General features: G+C 60.2%; 16 protein-coding genes. 6 read left to right on the top strand and 10 right to left on the bottom strand.

The window, feature by feature from the left end; genetic code table 11:
- Positions 1-63 precede the first annotated feature (63 nt).
- Positions 64-2,097, bottom strand: coding sequence for a methionine--tRNA ligase (gene metG / locus ACEUCR_RS01775; protein ID WP_041992542.1), 2,034 nt, complete (start codon positions 2,095-2,097; stop codon positions 64-66).
- 163 nt (positions 2,098-2,260) lie between these two features.
- On the opposite strand from metG, the gene apbC reads away from it, so the two are divergent.
- The 4 genes from apbC (at position 2,261) to ACEUCR_RS01755 (ending at position 6,651) form a co-directional block, all read left to right on the top strand.
- The gene (apbC, locus tag ACEUCR_RS01770) at positions 2,261-3,343 is read left to right on the top strand and encodes an iron-sulfur cluster carrier protein ApbC (RefSeq protein ID WP_041992538.1); all 1,083 of its coding nucleotides are present in this window, start codon (positions 2,261-2,263) and stop codon (positions 3,341-3,343) included.
- 109 nt (positions 3,344-3,452) lie between these two features.
- Complete coding sequence (gene udk, locus ACEUCR_RS01765) at positions 3,453-4,097, top strand: uridine kinase (protein ID WP_041992535.1); 645 nt, start codon at positions 3,453-3,455, stop codon at positions 4,095-4,097.
- A 69-nt stretch (positions 4,098-4,166) separates the two neighbouring features.
- The gene (gene dcd / locus ACEUCR_RS01760) at positions 4,167-4,748 is read left to right on the top strand and encodes a dCTP deaminase (RefSeq protein ID WP_041992532.1); all 582 of its coding nucleotides are present in this window, start codon (positions 4,167-4,169) and stop codon (positions 4,746-4,748) included.
- A gap of 433 nt (positions 4,749-5,181) precedes the next feature.
- Positions 5,182-6,651: an inorganic phosphate transporter gene (locus ACEUCR_RS01755; RefSeq protein ID WP_408787701.1), complete on the top strand. Its 1,470-nt coding sequence runs from the start codon at positions 5,182-5,184 to the stop codon at positions 6,649-6,651.
- A 131-nt stretch (positions 6,652-6,782) separates the two neighbouring features.
- Here ACEUCR_RS01755 and dsbB read toward each other — a convergent pair whose 3' ends face one another.
- Positions 6,783-7,304: a disulfide bond formation protein DsbB gene (gene dsbB / locus ACEUCR_RS01750; protein ID WP_041992526.1), complete on the bottom strand. Its 522-nt coding sequence runs from the start codon at positions 7,302-7,304 to the stop codon at positions 6,783-6,785.
- 84 nt (positions 7,305-7,388) lie between these two features.
- Complete coding sequence (gene nhaB / locus ACEUCR_RS01745) at positions 7,389-8,972, bottom strand: Na(+)/H(+) antiporter NhaB (protein ID WP_041992523.1); 1,584 nt, start codon at positions 8,970-8,972, stop codon at positions 7,389-7,391.
- A 334-nt stretch (positions 8,973-9,306) separates the two neighbouring features.
- Between nhaB and fadR the strand changes: the two genes are divergently transcribed.
- Positions 9,307-10,020 (top strand): fatty acid metabolism transcriptional regulator FadR, encoded by a 714-nt coding sequence (gene fadR, locus ACEUCR_RS01740; RefSeq protein ID WP_111872768.1) that lies wholly within the window; start codon positions 9,307-9,309, stop codon positions 10,018-10,020.
- A 91-nt stretch (positions 10,021-10,111) separates the two neighbouring features.
- Here fadR and ACEUCR_RS01735 read toward each other — a convergent pair whose 3' ends face one another.
- From ACEUCR_RS01735 to ACEUCR_RS01720, 4 genes are all read right to left on the bottom strand, one after another.
- Positions 10,112-11,632, bottom strand: a complete 1,521-nt coding sequence (locus tag ACEUCR_RS01735) for a SpoVR family protein (protein WP_041992517.1) — start codon at positions 11,630-11,632, stop codon at positions 10,112-10,114.
- Positions 11,633-11,640: 8 nt separating this feature from the next.
- Complete coding sequence (locus tag ACEUCR_RS01730) at positions 11,641-12,912, bottom strand: YeaH/YhbH family protein (protein WP_041992514.1); 1,272 nt, start codon at positions 12,910-12,912, stop codon at positions 11,641-11,643.
- A 27-nt stretch (positions 12,913-12,939) separates the two neighbouring features.
- Positions 12,940-14,862, bottom strand: a complete 1,923-nt coding sequence (locus ACEUCR_RS01725; RefSeq protein WP_111872767.1) for a PrkA family serine protein kinase — start codon at positions 14,860-14,862, stop codon at positions 12,940-12,942.
- Positions 14,863-15,566: 704 nt separating this feature from the next.
- Complete coding sequence (locus ACEUCR_RS01720; RefSeq protein ID WP_408787698.1) at positions 15,567-17,495, bottom strand: RecQ family ATP-dependent DNA helicase; 1,929 nt, start codon at positions 17,493-17,495, stop codon at positions 15,567-15,569.
- Between the two features lie 342 nt (positions 17,496-17,837).
- Between ACEUCR_RS01720 and sstT the strand changes: the two genes are divergently transcribed.
- Positions 17,838-19,085, top strand: coding sequence for a serine/threonine transporter SstT (sstT, locus tag ACEUCR_RS01715; protein WP_041992505.1), 1,248 nt, complete (start codon positions 17,838-17,840; stop codon positions 19,083-19,085).
- Between the two features lie 161 nt (positions 19,086-19,246).
- Here sstT and yfaE read toward each other — a convergent pair whose 3' ends face one another.
- The 3 genes from yfaE to nrdA form a co-directional block, all read right to left on the bottom strand.
- Entirely contained in the window at positions 19,247-19,579 is a 333-nt protein-coding gene (yfaE, locus tag ACEUCR_RS01710; protein WP_408787695.1) for a class I ribonucleotide reductase maintenance protein YfaE, read from the bottom strand.
- On the bottom strand, positions 19,576-20,709 hold the full coding sequence (nrdB, locus tag ACEUCR_RS01705) for a class Ia ribonucleoside-diphosphate reductase subunit beta (RefSeq protein WP_041992502.1): 1,134 nt from the start codon (positions 20,707-20,709) through the stop codon (positions 19,576-19,578). Before nrdB ends, yfaE begins: the two co-directional genes overlap by 4 nt.
- Positions 20,710-20,790: 81 nt before the next feature.
- On the bottom strand, positions 20,791-23,058 hold the full coding sequence (gene nrdA, locus ACEUCR_RS01700) for a class 1a ribonucleoside-diphosphate reductase subunit alpha (protein WP_408787692.1): 2,268 nt from the start codon (positions 23,056-23,058) through the stop codon (positions 20,791-20,793).
- Positions 23,059-23,062: the final 4 nt, after the last annotated feature.

Below are 23,062 nucleotides of genomic sequence, written 5' to 3'. Positions count from 1 at the left end.
ATGAAAAAAGCGAGGGGCATCTGCCCCTCGCTTTGTCATCTCATGGCTATTGCCCTGGCGTGATCACTTGACCCGCATGCCAGGCTGGGCGCCAGCCTGGGGTTCCAGGATCCAGAGATCCTTGCCGCCCGGGCCCGCCGCCAGCACCATGCCCTCGGACATGCCGAAACGCATCTTGCGCGGCGCCAGGTTGGCCACCATCACGGTCAGCTTGCCTTCCAGATCTTCCGGGTTGTAGGCGGACTTGATGCCGGCGAACACCTGGCGGGTCTCGCCGCCGAGATCGAGTTGCAGCTTGAGCAGCTTGTCCGCTTCCGGTACCGCTTCTGCCTTCTTGATGAGGGCCACCCTCAGGTCAATCTTGGCAAAATCCTCATAGCTGATGGTGTCACTGATGGGGTCGTCCGCCAGGGGGCCGGTCACTTTCGGTGCCTGCTCCTTGGCCAGATCTTCCTTGGACGCCTCGATCATGGCCTCAATCCTGGCCGGTTCGATGCGGGAGAAGAGGGCCTTGAACGGGGCAACGGTGTGGTTGACCAGGGGCGCGGCGATACCGTCCCAGCTGAGGGTCTCCCCCAGGAAGGCTTCGGCGCGCTCGGCCAGCTTGGGCATGACGGGCTTGAGGTAGGCCATCAGCACCCGGAACAGGTTGATGCCGACGGAGCAGACCGCCTGCAGTTCGTCATCCATGCCTTCTTTCTTGGCCAGTACCCAGGGGGCCTTGTCGTCCACGTAGCGGTTGGCCTTGTCGGCCAGGGCCATGATCTCGCGGATGGCGCGGCTGAACTCGCGGGTCTCGTAGGCTTCGCTGATGGACGCGCGGGCGCTCGCGAATTCGGCGTAGAGTTCGGGTTCGGTGCAGGTGGCGGCCAGCTTGCCGTCGAAACGCTTGGCGATGAAGCCGGCATTGCGAGACGCCAGGTTGACCAGCTTGTTGACCACGTCGGCATTGACCCGGGCCACGAAGTCATCCAGGTTCAGGTCCAGATCGTCGATGCGGCTGTTGAGCTTGGCGGCGTAGTAGTAACGCAGGCACTCGGGATCCAGGTGATTGAGGTAGGTGGAGGCCTTGATGAAGGTGCCCTTGGACTTGGACATCTTGGCGCCGTTGACGGTCACATAGCCGTGTACGTTCACCTTGGTCGGCTGGCGGAAACCCGCCCCTTCCAGCATGGAGGGCCAGAACAGGCAGTGGAAGTAGGCGATGTCCTTGCCGATGAAGTGATAGAGCTCGGCGCTGGAGTCCTTGCGCCAGTAGCTGTCAAAGTCGATGTCGCCGCGCTTGTTGCACAGGTTCTTGAACGACGCCATATAGCCGATGGGGGCATCGAGCCAGACGTAGAAGTACTTGCCCGGTGCTCCGGGGATCTCGAAACCGAAGTAGGGGGCGTCACGGGTGATGTCCCACTGCTGCAGGCCGGATTCGAACCACTCCTGCATCTTGTTGGCCATCTCTTCCTGGATGGCGCCCGAGCTGCGCACCCAGCCAGAGAGCCACTGCTCGAACTGGGGCAGATCGAAGAAGAAGTGCTCGGAATCCTTCATCACAGGGGTCGCGCCTGAGACGGCGGACTTGGGATCGATCAGTTCGGTCGGGCTGTAGGTGGCGCCGCAGCTGTCGCAGTTGTCACCGTATTGCTCGGGGGACTTGCACTTGGGGCAGGTACCCTTGACGAATCTGTCCGGCAGGAACATGGACTTTTCCGGATCGAACAACTGGGTGATGGTGCGGCCCTTGATGAAGCCACCCGCCTTCAGACGACCGTAGATCAGCTCCGCCAGCTCGCGGTTCTCGTCGCTGTGGGTGGAGTGATAGTTGTCGAAGCTGATGTTGAAACCGGCAAAATCGGTCTGATGCTCCTGGGAGACGGCCGCGATCATCGCTTCCGGGGTCACGCCCATCTGCTGCGCCTTGAGCATGATGGGGGTGCCATGGGCATCATCGGCACAGATGAAATGCACCTGATGGCCGCGCATTCGCTGATAACGAACCCAGATATCGGCCTGGATGTGTTCGAGCATGTGGCCGAGGTGAATGGAGCCATTGGCGTAGGGGAGGGCGCAGGTTACCAGCATGGTACGGGGATCAGTTGCCATAATACGTTCTTGATGTGCCTGTTGGGATGATACAGTGCGGTGCATGTTACCCGAATTGGGGGCAGCCTGCCTAGGTCTGTGGCCCTGGATGGGCACGGGGTCGGCCCTTTTGCATCGGGCGCCCTGGCCACCCTCAGCATAAAGACAGTCGAATGGGGATTTCATGGTGATTGATTCAGTTAAACAGCTACTTGCCGAATTTAAACCCATGGGGTGGGGCAAGGATCTGGTGGATGCCGGATTCGTGCGCGCCGTCAGCGAGCAGGAGCAGACATTGCAGATCAGGCTGGTGCTCCCCTTTGCCGGCCTCTCCTGGTTTGAACAGATCAAGGAAGAGTTTGACGCCAGACTGCGCACCCTGACCGGCGCGCAGCAGATAGAGTGGCAGTGCGATATCGAGGTGGCCAGCATGCCCCGCGCCCAGCAGCTCAATGCGGTGCAGGGCATTCGCAACATACTGGTGGTGGCGTCCGGCAAGGGGGGGGTGGGCAAGTCCACCACGGCGGTCAATCTGGCGCTGGCGCTGCAAAAAGAGGGGGCGCGGGTCGCCATCCTGGATGCGGACATCTATGGCCCCTCCATTCCCACCATGCTGGGTTCGCGCCAGGAGCGCCCCAGCAGCCATGATGGCAAGACCATGTTGCCGGTGGAGGCGTGCGGTCTCAAGAGCAACAGCATCGGCTATCTGGTGGCCGAGCAGGATGCCACCATCTGGCGCGGCCCCATGGCGAGCAAGGCGCTGGCGCAGATCCTGCACGAGACCCGCTGGGGCGAGCTGGACTATCTGGTGGTGGACATGCCGCCGGGCACAGGGGATATCCAGCTCACCCTGGCCCAGCAGGTGCCAACCTCGGGGGCCCTCATCGTCACCACCCCCCAGGACGTGGCCCTGGCCGATGCCCGCAAGGGGATCGCCATGTTCAACAAGGTCAATGTGCCCGTGCTCGGCATCATAGAGAACATGAGCTACCACGTGTGCAGCGCCTGTGGACATCATGAACCCCTGTTTGGCACGGGCGGTGGCCAGAAGATGGCGGAGCAGTATCACCTGGAGCTGCTTGGCCAGCTTCCCCTGCACATCGACATCCGCCAGCACCTGGACGATGGTTGCCCGACCGTCTTCTTCGCCCCCGAGGGGGAGTTGGCACAGATCTACATGAAGCTGGCCAGAAGGGTGGCGTCCGCCCTCTATTTCAGCGGAAAACCGATTGCGACCCCCCTGTTCACCCTGGCGGTGGATGAATAATCGGCGGTTGGCGGTTCGGTGGGGATTTGGGGTGGGCAGCTCCCCCCCTTTTCCATATAATGGATCGGTTTAAACCTTTCCCGCAGCGCTTCTTTTTTAGGTATTTGTCATGTCTGATACTCAACACTCGTGTGTGATCATCGCCATTGCAGGGGCGTCCGCGTCCGGCAAGAGCCTCATCGCCCAGACCATCTATGAAGAGCTGGTGGCCGAACTGGGGGCGGGTGAGATCGGGGTGATCTCCGAAGATTGTTACTACAAGGATCAGACCCATCTGACCATGGAAGAGCGGGTCAAGACCAACTATGACCACCCCAGCGCCATGGATCACAGCCTGTTGGTGGAGCATCTGGTGCAGCTGATCAAGGGCAGTGGCGTCGAGATCCCCCAGTACTCCTACACCGAACACACCCGGATGAGCGAGACCCGTCACTTCGCGCCCCGCAAGGTGATCATCCTCGAAGGGATATTGCTGCTGACCGATAGCCGGCTGCGTGAGCTGATGGATGCGTCCATCTTCATGGATACCCCCCTCGACATCTGCCTGGTGCGTCGCCTGGTGCGTGACGTGCAGGAGCGGGGTCGTACCATGGATTCCGTGCTCAAGCAGTACCAGAAGACGGTGCGCCCCATGTTCTTGCAGTTTATCGACCCGTCCAAGCAATATGCCGACGTGATCGTGCCCAGAGGCGGCAAGAACCGCATCGCCATCGACATGCTCAAGGCGCGCATCCGCCACATGCTGGTCGGTTGAGCACATATCAGGGAGCCGGGTCACGACCCGGCTCTTTTTACATGCCATTTTTGTCAGGAGAGTCGCGCAATGCGTCTTTGTGATACCGATATCGAACGTCATCTGGACCTGGGCAAGATTGTCATCGAGCCCAGGCCCGGGGTGGAGCGGATCAGTGGAGTCAGCGTCGATGTGCTGCTCGGCAACGAGTTTCGGGTGTTTCGTGACCACACGGCGCCGTATATCGATCTGAGCGGCCCGGGCAGCGAGATGGCCGATGCCATCGATCGGGTGATGAGCGACGAGATCCACATTCCCGATGGCGAGGCCTTCTATCTGCACCCGGGCCAGCTCGCCCTGGCGGTGACCTATGAATCCGTGACCCTGCCCGCCGACATCGTCGGCTGGCTCGATGGGCGCTCTTCCCTGGCACGCCTCGGGCTCATGGTGCATGTGACCGCGCACCGGATCGATCCGGGCTGGTCCGGCCGCATCGTGCTGGAGTTCTACAACGGCGGCAAGCTGCCGCTGGCGCTGCGTCCCAAGATGAAGATAGGGGCACTCAACTTCGAGATGCTCTCTGGCCCTGCCGCCCGGCCCTACAACAAGCGTGAGAACGCCAAGTACAAGAGCCAGCAGGGGGCGGTGGCGAGCCGCATCAGCGAAGACTGATCCCCTGTCGTGTTGCTCGAGGCGCCCCCGTGGCGCCTTTTTTGTCACTTGACCTTGCAGGCCAAGGCATTCAGTGGCGCCTCCTCGCCAGCGCATGGGGGCCCCGGTCCGGGGGCGTCTCTCCTGGCGGAAGATTGACGGCAACAGGAGCGCATCCTGCCGATATTTTTTGCAATAAAGTAGTGGTTTTTTACGATTTTTGTCGCGCGATAGCGCCACTATCGCCGATCTTGCTCGCACAATCCAAAGATGGCCCCGACAGGCCAATGTAGGGCCTTTTTTAACGAGTTGTTGATAGCCCCGTGGCGCCTGGTTTCGCGCCCGGTTATGGAAAATACCCTTTATTTTTATGACTGAAATATTGCAGTGATGGCTATTGCCCCCCGAGTCAACTGAGCATAATCCGGCGCAACTCATCAACAGGTTCGTCTTTATGCTGGAAATGATTAACGGTTTGGGTGTGTGGTGGTTCATCGGTCTGGCGCTGGCGGTGCTCTTTGTGCTGGCGTATGAGTTCATCAATGGGTTTCACGATACCGCCAACGCGGTGGCGACCGTGATCTACACCAAGGCCATGCCGGCCCACATGGCGGTGGTGGCCTCAGGATTGTTCAACTTTGCCGGGGTCATGCTCGGCGGCCTGGGGGTGGCTTATGCCATCGTTCATCTGCTGCCCATCGACTTGCTGCTGGGCATGGACTCGAGCCAGGGTCTGATCATGGAGTTCTCCCTGTTGTTCTCGGCCATCGTCTGGAATCTGGGCACCTGGTTCTTCGGGATCCCGGCCTCCAGCTCCCACACTCTGATTGGCTCTATCCTGGGAGTGGGCGGTGCCTACGCCTGGATCAACGATCAGCCCCTGACCCAGGGGATCAATGTGAGCAAGGCCATCGACATCATGCTTTCGCTCATCGTTTCACCCACCTTGGGGTTCATCATCGCGGCCGGTCTGCTGCTCGCCCTCAAGCGGGTATGGCTGGGCAGCAAGATCCACAAGACCCCGGAGGAGCGGTTGCTGGTGGATGGCAAGAAACACCCGCCTTTCTGGGCAAGGCTGACCCTGGTGGCATCCGCCATGGGCGTGAGCTTCGTGCACGGCTCCAACGATGGTCAGAAGGGGATAGGCCTGGTGATGCTGGTGCTGATCTGCATGGCCCCCGCCTACTTTGCCCTCGACATGGGCAGCCGCCCCTACGACATAGACAGGACCCAGGATGCCAACAGGCGCATCACCGAGATCTATCAGCGCAACCAGGGGGTACTGACCGGGCTTATCGACTTCCAGCGCCCCGTGCGGGTGAACCATGCCCCCGTGAGTCACTGCGAGGCGGGAGCCGCCCTCTCCGTGATGGCGACCCTGGACGATCGGCTGGGCAAGGTGCGCAGTTATGATGGCCTGAGCCAGGAGGAGCGGCGCGAGGTGCGTCGTCTGCTGCTCTGCGTCGATGACACCGCCCGCAAGGCCACCAAGCTGCCTCTGCCCGCCAAGGAGCTGACCGATCTCGCCAAGTGGCGCAAGGATCTGACCTCGACCGCCGAATATGCCCCGACCTGGGCCATCGTCTCCATCGCCCTGGCCCTGGGCTGCGGCACCATGGTGGGCTGGCGGCGCATCGTGTACACGGTGGGAGAGAAGATAGGCTCGAGCGGCATGACCTACAGCCAGGGGATAGCGGCCCAGATCACGGCGGCGACCTCGATAGGGATCGCCAGCCTGACCGGGATGCCGGTCTCCACCACCCATATTCTCTCCTCGGCGGTGGCGGGTACCATGGTGGCCAATCGCTCCGGCCTGCAAAGCCAGACCATCAAGACCATATTGATGGCCTGGGTGCTGACTCTGCCGCTGACCATGTTGTTGTCCGGCGGGCTCTTTGTCCTCATCCACGCCTTGTTGGGGTAACGGATGCCATGAAAAGCCGCCTTCGGGCGGCTTTTCATTGGGTGCTGACCGGGCTGGCGTGGTCTTGGGAAGGCCATGAAAAGAGGCGCCATGGGCGCCTCTTTGTCATCGTTGGGTGATGGGTGGCCGCATCAGTCGCAGCAGCGTCCCCTGGCCAGGTTGCCGATGATCACCACGGTCGCCACCAGCAGGTAGGCGGCGAAGATGGCGACCAGCCACTGGGGCATGGAGAAGCCGAGGAACTGCCAGCTGATCTCGCTGCAGTCCCCATCCGGGAAGAAGAGCCAGGGGATCCAGCTGTCGAGGGGCAGCCAGCTCGGAAAATCGGCATAGGGGCTGCAGACGTTGAAGGGGGAGGGGTTGAGCTGATAATCCACGTGTTGCAGCGCCAATTGCAGACCCCGTACGGCGCTAAAGCCCCACAGCAGCAGCGCGCTCCAGCGCAGGTACCACTTCTGCGGATTGACCAGGCCTGTCAGGCCTGCGGCAAGCACCCCCAGGATGGCGATGCGCTCATAGATGCACATGACACAGGGGTGCAGTCCCAGTATGTGCTGGAAGAAAAGGGCGCACAGCTCGAGGAAAAGGGCGGAGGCGGCGAGCAGCCCCCAGGCCCAGCGCTGGCAGGCGATATGGCGAAGAAATGCAATCATCTGATTGATCCTGAAGGGGAAGGTGAAACGGATTAGAGCAGAGCGAGCCATAAAAGAAAAGGGCCCCACCGGGGCCCTCTTGGCTCAATGCGCCAGCGGCAGGACTGTGCTGGCGGCGCTGGAGTGGTGCATCAACCACCCCAGTTCGTAATACCAGTGGGTGAGGGGAGTGAGCAAGAACTCCACCGCGATGAAGCCGACCCCCCCCAGTACCAGGGTGTAGGGGAGCGCCATCCACACCATGCGGCCGTAGGAGAGACGCAGCAGCGGGGCCAGGGCCGAGGTGAGCAGGAACAGGAAGGCGGCCTGACCATTGGGGGTCGCGACGGAGGGCAGGTTGGTCCCTGTGTTGATGGCGACCGCCAGCATGTCGAACTGATCCCGGCTGATGGCATTGTTGAGCAGGGCCGTCTTCACCTCGTTGATATAGACGGTGCCGACAAAGACGTTGTCACTCACCATGGAGAGCAGGCCGTTGGCCAGATAGAAGAGGGCCAGCTGATCGTCAGGATCGGCGGAGAGCACCATCTGGATCACAGGCTTGAACAGCTGCTGATCGATGATGACGGCCACCACGCTGAAGAAGACGGCGAGCAGGGCGGTGAAGGGCAGCGCTTCCTCGAACGCCTTGCCGAGGGCATGCTCCTCGGTGATCCCGGTCAGGGAGGTGGCCAGCACGATGACCGACAGGCCGATGAGGCCGACGGCGGCCAGGTGCATGGCCAGACCCACGATCAACCAGACGGCGATGAGGGACTGGACGATGAGCTTGGCCTTCTCCTGGGGGGAGCGGCGTTCATCTTCGTAGCGGCTGTAATCCTCCAGGATGCGGCGCACCGTGTTGGGCAGGCGGGCGCCATAGCCGAACCAGCGGCATTTTTCCACCAGTACGCAGGTGAGCAGGCCACAGAAGAACACGGGAATGGTCACGGGCGACATGCGGGTGGCAAACTCGCCAAAGTGCCAGCCAGCCTGCTCCCCTATGATGAGGTTCTGGGGCTCGCCGACCAGGGTGCAGACGCCACCGAGGGCGGTACCTATGGCGGCATGCATCATGAGGCTGCGCAAAAAGGCGCGAAAATCGTCCAGATGCTGGCGGTTGAGCTCGGCGACGGTCAGGTCGTCAGTGTGGTCATGGTCGTGACCAAACTCCTTGCCTGACGAGACCTTGTGATAGATGGCGTAGAAACCGGTGGCGACGCTGATCACCACGGCGATCACGGTCAGGGCATCCAGGAAGGCGGACAGGAAGGCCGACACCAGGCAAAACGCCAGGGAGAGCAGGCTCTTTGAGCGAATGCGGATCAGCAGTTTGGTGAACACATAGAGCAGCAGCTGCTTCATGAAATAGATGCCTGCCACCATGAAGACCAGCAGCAGCAGGACTTCTATGTTGGCCACCAGCTCATGCTTGACCTGTTCGGCCGAGGTCATGCCGATCAGCACGGCTTCGATGGCGAGCAGGCCACCCGGTTGCAGCGGGTAGCACTTGAGGGCCATGGCCAGGGTAAAGATAAACTCCACCACCAATAACCAGCCGGCAAAGAAGGGATCCAGATGAAAGGCGATGGGATTGATGATCAAGAAGGCAATGATGGCGCTCTTGTACCAGTGAGGAGCATGCCCTAAAAAGTTCTTCGCAAAGGCCTGCCCTAGACTAATCGGCATAGTAATGGGTCTCAGTAATTATGGTTGGATGCTGTGTTCATACCCACAACCTGAGGTGGGCATATACCAAGATGCTGTCGCTTATTTGCTTGATCCCCCATGATTTTAATCAAACGGGCGGCTAACTATAAATTACATAATGAGCCTTGCCCATGGCTGGTGCGGATTAAAAGGGGCAATCCTGAGTCTCGAACTCGATGGTTGGTGGTTTTACATACAATTTGGTAACAAAATTGCGTGTTTATGTGACCAGAGGACCGACCTTCTGCTTGCCAGACCTCCTCGCTTTGCTATTATTCGGGAGCCTTTTTACGCACGAGAATCGAGTCACTTCATGGTTATAAAAGCGCAGAGCCCAGCCGGGTTTGCCGAGGAATATATCATCGAGTCCATCTGGAACAATCGCTTCCCCCCCGGATCCATACTGCCGGCGGAGCGCGAGCTGTCCGAATTAATCGGTGTGACCCGCACAACGCTGCGTGAAGTGCTGCAACGTCTGGCCCGGGATGGCTGGTTGACCATACAGCATGGCAAGCCGACCAAGGTCAACAACTTCTGGGAAACCTCGGGACTCAACATTCTGGAGACGCTGGCTCGCCTGGATCAGGACAAGGTGCCCGATCTGGTGGCTCAGCTGCTGTCGGCGCGCACCAACATCTGCACCATCTTCATCCGGGGCGCGATCCGCAACAACCCGGAGCAGGCGGCAGAGATATTGCGGGGTGCCGACGAGGTGGAGAACAGCGCCGAAGCCTATGCCGAATTTGACTACCGTCTGCACCATCAGCTCTCCTTCGCCTCCGGCAACCCCATCTACGCCCTGATCCTCAATGGCTTCAAAGGGCTCTACAGTCGAGTGGGGCGCTACTACTTCTCCGACACCCAGGCCCGTGCCACCGCAGATGCCTACTACAAGACACTGCTGAAACTGGCCGAGACCAAGAATCACGAAGAGGTGTACCAGACGGTGCGCCAGTACGGGATAGAGTCCGGCAAGCTGTGGACCCGTCTGCGCACCGACATGCCGAGCAACCTGTGCGATAACTGATGACGTCCTGACTCGGGCCCTGCCCAGAGCGAGAGGATATAAAGAGCGCGCCTTCGGGCGCGCTCTTTGCATTATGGCGTCATGGGCAGGGTCAAGGGAGGGGGCGCCGCTCCGGGCAGCGGCCGATGAGATCGCTTGGCAGTTCGCCATTGTCCTGTTCCAGCACCACATCGAAGCCCCACAGCAGATGCACGTGCTTGAGCACCTCATGATAGGAGTCACCAAGGGGGATGCGGTTATGGGGCACATAACGCAGGGTCAGGGCGCGATCCCCCTTCACCGCCACGTCATAGACCTGGATGTTCGGCTCCAGGTTGCTGAGGTTGTACTGGGATGACAGGGCATTGCGCACTAGGTGATAGCCCTCCTCGTTGTGAATGGCGGCTATCTTGAGGTAGTTCTTCAGATCGTCATCGTCGATGGCAAAGAGCTTCATGTCCCGCATCACCTTGGGGCTGAGGAACTGGCTGATGAAGCTCTCATCCTTGAAGTTCTGCATGGCAAAGTGAAGGGTGTCGACCCAGTTTGTACCGGCATAGTCCGGAAACCAGCGTCTGTCCTCCTCGGTGGGGTGCTCACAGATGCGTCTCAGATCGACAAACATGGCAAAACCGAGTGCGTAAGGGTTGATCCCCGAGTAGTAGCGGCTGTTGTAGGGGGGTTGAAAGACCACATTGGTGTGGCTGTGCAGCACCTCCATCATGAAGCGATCGCTCAGTTTTCCCTCGTCATACAGGTGATTGAGTATGGTGTAGTGCCAGAAGGTGGCCCAGCCTTCATTCATCACCTGAGTCTGTTTCTGGGGATAGAAATACTGGCTGATCTTGCGCACGATGCGCACCACCTCCCGCTGCCAGGGCTCGAGCAGGGGCGCATTCTTCTCGATGAAGTAGAGCAGGTTCTCCTGGGGCTCTGGCGGATAGCGGCGATCCGCCACGTTGGCGGACTTGTGCTGCCGGGGCAGGGTGCGCCACAGCTCATTGACCTGGGTCTGCAGGTAGTCTTCCCGGGCTTTCTGGCGCCTCTTCTCCTCGGCCAGGGAGATCTTCTGGGGCCGCTTGTAGCGATCGACCCCGAAGTTCATCAGGGCATGGCAGGCGTCGAGCAGCCGCTCCACCGCATCGATGCCGTGCTTCTCCTCACATTCGGTGATGTAGTTCTTGGCAAACAGCAGGTAATCGATGATGGAGGAGGCATCGGTCCAGGTCTTGAACAGATAGTTGTTCTTGAAAAACGAGTTGTGGCCATAGCAGGCATGGGCCATCACCAGTGCCTGCATCGGCATGGTGTTCTCCTCCATCAGATAGGCGATGCAGGGATCCGAGTTGATGACGATTTCGTAGGCGAGCCCCATCTGACCACGTTTGTAGTTGCGCTCGGTGTGGATGAAGCGCTTGCCGAATGACCAGTGCTGATAACCGATGGGCATGCCGACGCTGGAGTAGGCATCCATCATCTGCTCGGCGGTGATCACCTCTATCTGGTTGGGGTAGGTATCGAGCCGGTAGTGCCTGGCGACGCGCGCTATTTCCCGGTGATAGATCTCCAGCAGGTCAAAATTCCAGTCAGGCCCGTCATCGAAGGGCGCAAAGGTGTTGGCTGTCTCCGTCATATGCCCCCCTAGGCCGCTTGTTTCTTGAACAGTTCCCGGAACACCGGGTAGATGTCCTCCACCTTGCGAATGTGCTCCATGGCAAAGTAGGGATACTGGCTGGCGACCGACTCGTATTCGTGCCACAGGGTCTGGTGGGCCCGGGTGGTGATCTCGATATAGGAGTAGTAACGCACCCGCGGCATGATCTCCTGCAGCAGGATCTCGCGGCACTGGGGCGAGTCATCGGCCCAGTTGTCCCCGTCTGAGGCCTGGGCGGCATAGATGTTCCACTGGTTGGTGGGATAACGCTCATCCATGATGTCGCTCATCATCTTGAGGGCGCTGGAGACGATGGTGCCCCCGGTCTCCTGGGAGTAGAAGAACTCGTGCTCGTCCACCTCCTTGGCCTGGGTGTGGTGGCGGATATAGACCACCTCCACATTCTTGTAGGTACGACTCAGGAACAGATAGAGCAGGATGTAGAAGCGTTTGGCCATCTCCTTGGTGGCTTGATCCATGGAGCCCGAGACGTCCATCAGACAGAACATCACCGCCTGGCTGGAGGGGACGGGCCGCTTGACGAAGTTGTTGAACTTGAGATCGAAGGTGTCGATGAAGGGCACGGCTTCGATGCGTTTTTTCAGGTCGCGGATCTCTTTTTCCAGCAGCGCTATCTCGGCGAAGTGTTCGCTGGGGTCTTTCGACAGCAGCAGGAGCCGCTCCTCCAGCTCCCGCAGGCTGCGCTTCTTGCCGGCTTGCAGCGACATGCGCCGTGCCAGCGAATTGCGCAAGGATCGCACCACGTTGATGTTGGCCGGTACACCATTGGAGGTATAACCGGCCCGGTAGGTCTTCATCTCCATCAGCTGGTTGAGCTGGGTCTTTTGCAGGTGGGGCAGTTCGAGATCCTCGAACAGGAGATCCAGGTATTCATCCTTGGAGATCTGGAACACGAAGTCATCGCTCCCTTCCCCCTGGTTGGATGCCTGTCCTTCTCCCGCCCCCTGACCGGCGCCGCCTCCCTTGGGTCTGTCTATCTTGTCCCCTGAGACGAACTGATCATTGCCGGGATGCACCATCTCCCGCTTGCCCCCATGCCCCTGATGAAAATGGGGCTCGCCGATGTCCCGGGTCGGGATACTGATGCTCTCGCCCTTGTCCACGTCCTGGATGCTGCGCTTGGAGACGGCATCCGAGACCGCTTGTTTGATCTGCTTCTTGTAGCGGCGGATGAAGCGCTGCCGATTGACAGCGCTTTTGTTCTTGCCGTTGAGCCTGCGGTCGATAAAGTGCGCCATAACTCCCCCTTGGCAAAGCCGTCAGGATCAGGATGACTTGCGTACCCTGAGATACCATTCGGAGAGCAGCCGTACCTGTTTGCGGGTATAGCCTTTCTCCATCATCCGCTCGACAAAGTTATCGTGTTTCTTCTGCTCTTCCGCCGAGGTCTTGCTGTTGAAGGAGATGACCGGCAACAGCTCTTCGGTGTTGGAGAACATCTTCTTCTCGATGACGGTGCGCAGCTTCTCGTAGCTGGTCCAGTTCGGGTTGCGACCGGCATTGTTGGCCCGGGCCCGCAGCACGAAGTTGACGATTTCGTTGCGAAAGTCCTTCGGGTTGCTGATCCCGGCCGGTTTCTCAATCTTTTCCAGTTCGCTGTTGAGGGAGGCGCGGTCAAACAGTTGCCCCGTCTCCGGATCCCGGTACTCCTGATCCTGGATCCAGAAGTCTGCGTAGGTGACGTAGCGATCGAAGATGTTCTGGCCATATTCGGAGTAGGACTCGAGGTAGGCGGTCTGGATCTCCTTGCCGATGAACTCCACGTAGCGCGGGGTGAGATAGCCCTTGATGAACTCCAGGTAGCGATCGTGTATCTCCTGCGGGAACTGTTCGCGCTCTATCTGCTGCTCCAGCACATAGAAGAGGTGAACCGGGTTGGCCGCTACCTCGGCATGGTCGAAGTTGAAGACCCGTGACAATATCTTGAACGCGAAGCGAGTCGAGAGGCCGTTCATCCCCTCATCCACCCCGGCGTAGTCCCGGTACTCCTGATAGCTCTTGGCCTTGGGATCCGTGTCCTTGAGGCTTTCGCCATCATAGACCCGCATCTTGGAGTAGAGGCTGGAGTTTTCCGGCTCCTTGAGTCGTGACAGCACGGAGAACTGTCCCAGCAGCTCCAGGGTGCCCGGGGCACATTTGGCCTCGGTCAGCTCGCTGTTGGTGAGCAGCTTCTCGTAGATCTTCACCTCTTCCGAGACCCGCAGGCAATAAGGCACCTTGACGATATAGACACGGTCGAGGAAAGCCTCGTTATTGCGGTTGTTCTTGAAGTGCTGCCATTCGGATTCGTTGGAGTGAGCCAGCAGAATGCCGTCGAAGGGGAGGGCGGAGAGCCCCTCTGTGCCGTTGTAGTTGCCTTCCTGGGTGGCGGTCAGCAGCGGGTGCAGTACCTTGATGGGGGCCTTGAACATCTCGACGAACTCCATCATGCCCTGGTTCGCCTTGCACAGCGCCCCCGAGTAGGAGTAGGCATCGGCATCGTCCTGGGCATAGTGCTCCAGCATGCGGATGTCGACCTTGCCGACCAGGGAGGAGATGTCCTGGTTGTTCTCATCGCCGGGCTCTGTCTTGGCGATGGCGATCTGGTGCAATATCGAAGGATTGACCTTTTCCACTTTGAACTTGGTGATGTCTCCGCCAAATTCGGTCAGGCGCTTGGCCGCCCAGGGGGACATGATGGGGCGCAGATAACGGCGCGGGATGCCGTACTCTTTCTCCAGCAGCTCGCCGTCCTCTTCCATGTCGAACAGACAGAAGGGGTGGTCATTGACCGGGGATCCCTTGATCCGGTAGATGGGCACCTTCTGCATCAAGGATTTGAGCTTCTCGGCCAGAGACGATTTGCCGCCGCCGACCGGACCCAGCAGATAGAGGATCTGCTTCTTCTCTTCCAGGCCCTGGGCGGAGTGCTTGAGGTAGGAGACGATCTGCTCGATGGCGTCTTCCATGCCGTAGAAATCCTTGAAGGCGGGATAACGGGCGACGACCCGGTTGGAAAAGAGACGACTGAGTCTCGGATTGGTGGCGGTATCAACCATCTCCGGGTCGCCGATGGCAACCAGTAGACGTTCGGCGGCGGAGGCGTAGCAGGATTTGTCCTGTTTGCACATGTCCAGGAACTCCTGAATGCTGTACTCCTCTTCCCTGGCTTGCTCGTAACGTTGTTGGTAATGCTCGAAGATGCCCATAACTTAGCCCTCGTTATAGTCGCTTACCCTAAAATGACCGGTTTATCACTCTTGTTGTGCTTTCCTCTTAAGCCTAGTCAACAGCCCCCAGTAATCCATTACAGTGCACGGCTTTAAATCGGTTGGCCCGGATCCCGGCGCCTTGGGCGGCACCAGGCAAGCGGTGTCTGTATGTTACTGACTGTTAAATTATTTTTGCCACGTTAGTCGGGGCAATGTCAAAGAGATAAAAATAAATGTTTCAGCATGACTACCAAGGGAAGTACGAGCGGCAAACCCAGATGGATCGCAGGACGCCAGGGCTGGCGTGCTCTGGCACGGGGCGCCTAGGTAGTGGAATATGCTTTACGAGAACGTAAGCGTAAGGTGCGTAAATTGGTGTTAAAGCTCTAATTTTTACATTGACGCTACATTTTCGCTGCTCTAGATTGGCTCCTGTGTTCGGTGCTGAGCCGCTTTAGCAAGAGAGTGTCTCGGTATCGAAAACAAAGCTCTGTTTAAGCACGTTTCCGTTGGCTTGACCCTCGCATCCGCGAGGGTCTTATTTTTTCAGCGTCTCCAGGCCGATGCAGGGGGCGCCACAGACCCCCTTCTTATGATCCCCTGTGTCGCTGATGACGATCGATGTCATGGCGCAGACGCGCCCTGTGCGGACGCTAGATGGTGGGGCAAGTGTGTGAGGGCCGCCATTCTCACTGTGGCGCCTAGTGGGGGCCGTGGTGCCCATAGGCCTGTGCGACCAGGGTGAGCACCCGGGCGAAGGGGATGTCGCCCAGCCGACCAAAGCCGGCCAGTTTGCCCGCCTTGAGGCGGGTGGTGAGGGGGGTGCTGATCCCGCACAGGAAGCGGGCCAGGATCCTGGGATCGGGGCTTGGCAACTGGCTCGACAGGGGATCGCACCAGGCGCGGATCCCCGCCTCGTTGGGCAGTGGCGCCATCGGCTCTGGGGGCAAGTGGGCCACCTGACCGCGGCAAACCGAGCAGTGGCCGCAGCGGGCGGGGGCCTGCTCATCGGCAAAATGGCGGGCCAGGGTCTGACTCAGGCAAGCCGATGAGGTAAAGAAGGCGAGCAGGGCCTGCAACCTGGCCAGCTCGCTCTGCTCTTTTTGCACGAACAGCCCATGGAGCTCGTCGACGAGGGCATCCAGGGAGGCGGGCGTGCGCTTTACCTGATAGACCTCGGTCATCTGCTTGCTCTCGAGCTCGATGAGGCCCTGCTGCTGCAGATAGTCGAGGGCGGTCACCGCGCGGCCGCGCTCCCCCTGATAACCCTGCCAGAGCGCCTCGAAATCCATGGTGCACCAGCTGCGGGCCTGGGGGGCGCTGGCGAACAGGGCCTCGAGGAAGTGACGGCGTCCCTGATCGAAGCGGGCGAGTATGGCGTCCCTGTCGGCGATGAACTTGAACCGATACTCGGCAAAGTAGCTGTAGGCCGGGCTCAAGATGCCATTGAGCTCCAGGTAGACCAGCAGGGTCTTCAAGGGAAGCTGGCGGATGTTGGTCTCGTTCGAGAGGCGCAGCAGCACGAACTCCCAGGCCTCGCCAGCCGGGGGGAGCTGGGCCAGCAGCTGGGCGATGGCGGCCTTGTCCGGCGTATCCCCATAGACGAAGTTCTCCAGCACGGGCAACTGGGTGCGGTTGGCCAGCACGGTACAGCGGGATAGCTGCCCATCCCGTCCGGCGCGCCCTATCTCCTGGCTGTAGTTTTCGATGGATTTGGGCAAGTCGTAGTGAATGACCCGGCGGATATCGGCCTTGTCGATGCCCATGCCAAAGGCGATGGTGGCGACGATGCAGTCGAGTCGACCGCTCATGAAGTCGTGCTGGATCGTCTGGCGCAGATCGGCGCCAAGTCCGGCGTGATAGGCGCGGGCGCGGATGCCGGCTTTGGCCAGCCTGTCGGCACACGCCTCTGCGGTGTGCTGCAGGGTGACGTAGACGATGGTCGGATCCGAGGGGGCGCGCGCCATCTCCTCCGTCAGCCAGGCGTCTCGCGCCCCGGGCGCCATGGGCAAGACATTCAAGTCCAGGTTGGGACGATAGAAGCCGGTCACCACCAGGCCGTCATCGTCGATGTCGAACTTGCGCTGCATGTCCTGCATCACGGCGCGGGTGGCGGTGGCGGTCAGCAGCAGCACCTGGGGGATCTTGAGGGCACGCCTGTGCTCGGGCAGCTTGAGGTAGTCGGGACGAAAGTTGTGGCCCCATTCCGAGATGCAGTGGGCTTCATCCACCACCATCAGGGAGATGGGCACGGTGGCGATGAAGCGGCGAAAGCGCTCGTTCTTGAGCCGCTCGACCGAGATCATCAGGATCTTGAGCTGGCCCGATCCTATCTGGGCCATCACTTCCCGACTCTGCGCCGGGCTCAGGCTCGAGTCCAGTGCCGCCGCTGCTATGCCCTTGCTCTTGAGAAAGGTCAGCTGATCCTGCATCAGGGCGATGAGGGGGGAGATCACCAGGGTGAGGTGGGGCAGGGCCAGGGCCGGCAGCTGATAGCAGAGGGACTTGCCGGAGCCGGTCGGGAAGATGGCGGCGGCGCTGCGGCCGGCCAGGATCTGCGCCATCACCGCCTCCTGGCCTGGTCTGAGCTGGGTGAAACCGAAGTGTTGTTGCAGCAAAGAGGAGATCATGGGGCGCCATCCTGAGTAAAGGGACCATGATACCACCTGACCCATGACCCGGGGGCTACCTGGTGCCGAGTGGGCAATATTTAGCCTTCTTTATCCGGGTGTTGATATTGCGTTACTCAATTGTTGTGGTTTTTTGTGATGTAAAATGGGATTTTCGTGGTGTATGTGTGGAAAAAACCTGTCGTAGATGGGATATTCCCTTGGTGCGACCCCGCCTGGAATACGGACCCCATCAAGAGAAGGTCTGCCCGCAGCAGGAGGTTTGTTCGGTCAGTTCCGAATGAAGATGGTCGCCACAGGACTCAATGATTCAAACACCGCGTGTGTACAGGGACTATATAGATGACACAACAACACCCCCTCCTTCGTTTGGTAAATAGTACCAGCCTGGTCAGCCAGATCCTGGTCGGCCTGATTGCCGGTATCCTGCTGGCACTGTTTGCGCCTGAGTGGGCCAAATCCGCCGGCCTGCTCGGCGGCCTGTTCGTCGGAGCCCTCAAGGCCGTGGCCCCCATCCTGGTCTTCGTGCTGGTGATCGCCGCCATCACGGGCCACAAGCAGGGCCAGAAAACCAATATTCGCCCGCTGCTGGGCCTCTACCTGTTTGGCACCTTCGCGGCGGCCCTGGTAGCTGTGCTGGCCAGTTTCCTGTTCCCCTCCAGCCTGCACCTGGTCGCCAACACGGCCGATATCACCCCCCCGGGTGGCATCACCGAAGTGCTCCAGACTCTGCTGTTCAACCTGGTGAGCAACCCGGTCAAGGCATTGATGGACGCCAACTACATCGGCATCCTGGGCTGGGCCATCGCCCTTGGCGTCGTGCTGCGTCATGCCAGTGACACCACCAAGGCCCTGGTCTCCGATCTGTCTGGTGGCATCTCCACCATCGTCAAGCTGGTGATCCGCTTCGCCCCGCTCGGCATCCTGGGCCTGGTCGCCTCTACCCTGGCGGAGACCGGATTCGATGCCCTGCTCGGCTATGCGCACCTGCTGGCCGTGCTGATCGGCTGCATGCTGTTCATCGCCTTCGTGGTGAACCCGCTCATCGTGTTCTGGAAGATAAAGCGCAATCCCTATCCCCTGGTGCTGACCTGCCTGAAAGAGAGCGGCGTGACCGCCTTCTTTACCCGCAGCTCCGCCGCCAACATCCCGGTCAACATGGCGCTGTGCGAGAAGCTCAAGCTGCCCAAAGACACCTATGCGGTCTCCATCCCGCTCGGAGCCACCATCAACATGGCCGGCGCAGCCATCACCATCACGGTATTGAGCCTGGCGGCCGTGCACACCCTGGGTCTGCAGGTGGATATCGCGACTGCCGTGCTGCTCTCCGTGGTGGCGACCATCAGTGCCTGCGGCGCCTCCGGTGTGGCTGGCGGCTCCCTGCTGCTGATCCCGCTCGCCTGCAGCCTGTTTGGCATCAGCAACGATGTCGCCATGCAGGTGGTCGCGGTCGGCTTCATCATCGGCGTGCTGCAAGACTCCGCCGAGACGGCCCTCAACAGCTCCACCGACGTGCTGTTCACTGCCGCGGCCTGCATGGCCGAGGATGAGAGCCTGCAGGGGCAGCCTGCAACCAGCCGCAACGTCTGAGTCCACACTCGGCACCCTTGGTGCGACAAGGAACATGCCCTCTTCGGAGGGCATTTTTTATGGCGGGTGTACGCACCCTAGGGCCGCTGGGACGAGGCTAAAAGGGGGCCGGGGAGAGAAGAAGAGAGAAAAGAGAAAGCCCTCGGCTGAGGGCTCTTGGTTCATGAAGATGGCTCAGTCCCGTGAGCCAGATCCAGGCTGACGTTGCCCTGGGGGTGACAGCAGCAGGGCAGGCACTGGCCCGGCGGGACGAAGGCCAGGGGCGGCTCGGGATAGTGTACCCGACCCGCCAGCAGGGGGGTGCGGCAGGCACCGCAATAACCGCTGCGGCACTGGAATTCCACCCGCTGGCCATGGCGCTCCAGGGTATCGAGCAGGGTCTCCCCCGGTCGGGCCGCCAGGGCACCGTGCCGGCTATGGATGAGGGCAGGGCCCCTGGCCTCGTCCTCACTCCGTTGTCCGGGTTGCGCCGGCGCCAGCAGGCACTCCCTCACAGCTCGAAGTCACCCAGATCTTCGTGACTCACTTCGCTGTCGATCTGACCCACCAGGTAGGAACTCACTTCCACTTCCTGCGGGGCGACCTGGACGTTGTCGGAGGACAACCAGGTGTTGATCCAGGGGATAGGGTTTTGCTTGGCACCGGCAAAGGCCGGTTGCAGGCCGACGGCAGCCATGCGCAGATTGGTGATGTATTCCACGTACTGGCAGAGGATGTCCTTGTTCAGGCCGATCATGGAGCCGTCCTGGAACAGGTACTCGGCCCACTCCTTCTCCTGTTCCGCCGCTTCCTTGAAGATGTCGAAGCAGGCCTGTTCGCACTCTTGCGCTATCTCGGCCATCTCGGGATCGTCCTGGCCGCTGCGCATCAGGTTCAGCATGTGCTGGGTGCCGGTCAGGTGCAGCGCCTCGTCACGGGCGATCATCTTGATGATCTTGGCGTTGCCTTCCATCAGCTCGCGCTCGGCGAAGGCAAAAGAACAGGCGAAGCTGACGTAGAAGCGGATCGCCTCCAGGGCGTTGACGCTCATCAGGCACAGATAGAGCTTCTTCTTGAGCTCATGCAGGCTGATGGTCAGCTCGCGGCCCGCGACTGTGTGGGTCCCTTCACCGTGCAGGTTGTAGAGGGCGGTCGCCTCTATCAGATCGTCATAGAAATGGCTGATGGAGCCGGCCCGTTTCAGGATCTGCTCGTTGGTCACGATATCGTCAAACACCTGGGAAGGGGAGTTGACGATATTGCGGATGATGTGGGTGTAGGAGCGAGAGTGGATGGTCTCGGAGAAGGCCCAGGTCTCGATCCAGGTCTCCAGCTCCGGGATGGAGACCAGGGGCAGCAGGGCCACGTTCGGGCTGCGGCCCTGGATGGAGTCCAGCAGGGTCTGGTACTTCAGGTTGGAGATGAAGATATGCTGCTCGTGGGGCGGCAGCGCCTGGTAATCGATGCGGTCGTGGGAGACGTCCACCTCTTCCGGGCGCCAGAAGAAGGAGAGCTGCTTTTCGATCAGCCGTTCGAACACGTCATATTTTTGCTGATCGTAACGGGCCACGTTGACCGATTGACCGAAGAACATAGGTTCCTTGAGCTGGTCGTTCTGGGTTTGGCAAAAAGTTGAATAGGCCATGATATCCAATGTCTTAACAGGCAGAAACGGGGAAGCGGGAGGCTTGGCTCCCGCTCGGTGTCAATCAATGTTTGCTGGCGGTTATATCTTGCAAGCCCCACCCGCACAACCGTCATCTTGCAGATCGGTCTGGGTGTCGTCCGCACCATCACGGGTGTTGTGATAGTAGAGGGTCTTGAGGCCGTATTTGTAAGCGGTCAGCAAGTCCTTGAGCAGCTGCTTCATCGGCACCTTGTTGCCTTCGAAACGGGCCGGGTCGTAGTTGGTGTTGGCGGAGATCGCCTGATCCACGAACTTCTGCATGATGCCGACCAGCTGCAGGTAGCCATCGACGCTCGGCTGCTTCCACAGCAGTTCGTACTGATCCTTGAGACGCTCGTACTCGGGCACCACCTGCTTGAGGATGCCGTCCTTGGAGGCCTTGACCGACACCAGGCCGCGGGGCGGCTCGATGCCGTTGGTGGCGTTGGAGATCTGGCTGGAGGTCTCGCTCGGCATCAGGGCGGTCAGGGTGGAGTTGCGCAGACCCACGGTCTTGATATCGTTGCGCAGCGCTTCCCAGTCCAGTTGCAGCGGCTCGTTGCACAGGGCGTCCAGATCCTTTTTATAGGTATCGATGGGCAGGATCCCCTGGGCATAGGTGGTCTCGCCAAAGGCCGGGCAGGGGCCGAACTCGCGGGCCAGCTGCACCGACGCCTTCAGCAGGTAGTACTGGATCGCCTCGAAGGTGCGGTGGGTCAGTGCCAGACCGGAGCCGTCGGAGTAGCGGGCGCCGTTTTTCGCCAGGTAGTAGGCGTAGTTGATGACGCCAATGCCCAGGGTGCGGCGGTTCATGCTGCCTTTCTGGGCGGCCTTGAGCGGGTAGTCCTGATAGTCGAGCAGGGCGTCCAGGGCACGCACGGCAAGATCCGCCATCTCTTCCAGATCGTCCAGCTTCTCGATGGCGCCGAGGTTGAAGGCAGAGAGGGTGCACAGGGCAATCTCGCCGTTCTCGTCATCCACGTTGTTGAGGGGCTTGGTGGGCAGCGCAATCTCGAGGCAGAGGTTGGACTGGCGCACCGGCGCCACGGCCGGATCGAACGGGCTGTGGGTGTTGCAGTGATCCACGTTCTGGATGTAGATGCGACCGGTGCCGGCACGCTCCTGCATCATAAGGGAGAAGAGATCCACCGCCTTGAGGGTCTTCTTGCGAATGGACGGATCCTGCTCGTACTTGACGTAGAGCTGCTCGAACTTGTCCTGATCCGCGAAGAAGGCATCGTAGAGGCCGGGGGCGTCGGAGGGGGAGAACAATGTGATGTCACCGCCCTTGATGAGGCGCTGATACATCAGCTTGTTGATCTGCACCCCGTAGTCCATGTGACGTACCCGGTTCTCTTCCACGCCGCGGTTGTTCTTCAGTACCAGCAGGCTCTCCACCTCGGTGTGCCACAGGGGGTAGAACAGGGTGGCCGCCCCGCCGCGCACGCCGCCCTGGGAGCAGCACTTCACGGCAGTCTGGAAGTACTTGTAGAAGGGGATGCAGCCGGTGTGGAAGGCTTCGCCGCCACGGATGGGGCTGCCCAGGCCACGGATGCGACCGGCGTTGATGCCGATGCCGGCACGCTGGGAGACGTAACGTACGATGGCGCTGGCGGTGGCATTGATGGAATCCAGGCTGTCATCGCACTCGATCAGCACGCAGGAGCTGAACTGACGGGTCGGGGTGCGCACACCGCTCATGATGGGGGTGGGCAGGGAGATCTTGAAGGTCGAGACCGCATCGTAGAAGCGCTTGATGTAGCTCAGACGGGTATCTTTCGGATACTTGGAGAAGAGGCAGGCCGCCACCAGGATGTAGAGGAACTGCGGGCTCTCGTAGATCTCGCCGGTGACGCGGTTCTGCACCAGGTACTTGCCTTCCAGCTGCTTGACCGCGGCGTAGGAGAAGTCCATGTCGCGCCAGTGGTCGAGGTGGGCGTTGAGCTCCTCGAACTCGGCCTGGGTGTAGTCCTCCAGCAGATGCTTGTCGTACTTGCCCATGTCCACCAGCTTGGCGACGTGCTGGTAGAGGTGGGGCGGCTCGAACTGGCCGTAGGCTTTCTTGCGCAGATGGAAGATGGCCAGGCGGGCAGCCATGTACTGGTAGTCCGGGCTCTGCTCGGAGATAAGGTCAGCAGCGGCCTTGATGACGGTTTCGTGGATGTCGGCGGTACGGATGCCGTCATAGAACTGGATGTGGGACTTGAGTTCCACCTGGGAGACCGACACGTTGTCGAGTCCCTCGGCGGCCCAGTCGAGCACGCGGTGGATCTTGTCCAGATCGATGGGTTCTTTGTGGCCGTTACGCTTCGTCACAAACAAGTTCATTGGC

Source organism: Aeromonas bivalvium (assembly GCF_046078285.1).
Lineage (GTDB): Bacteria > Pseudomonadota > Gammaproteobacteria > Enterobacterales > Aeromonadaceae > Aeromonas > Aeromonas bivalvium.
This window is presented reverse-complemented; position numbering and strand designations above follow the sequence as displayed.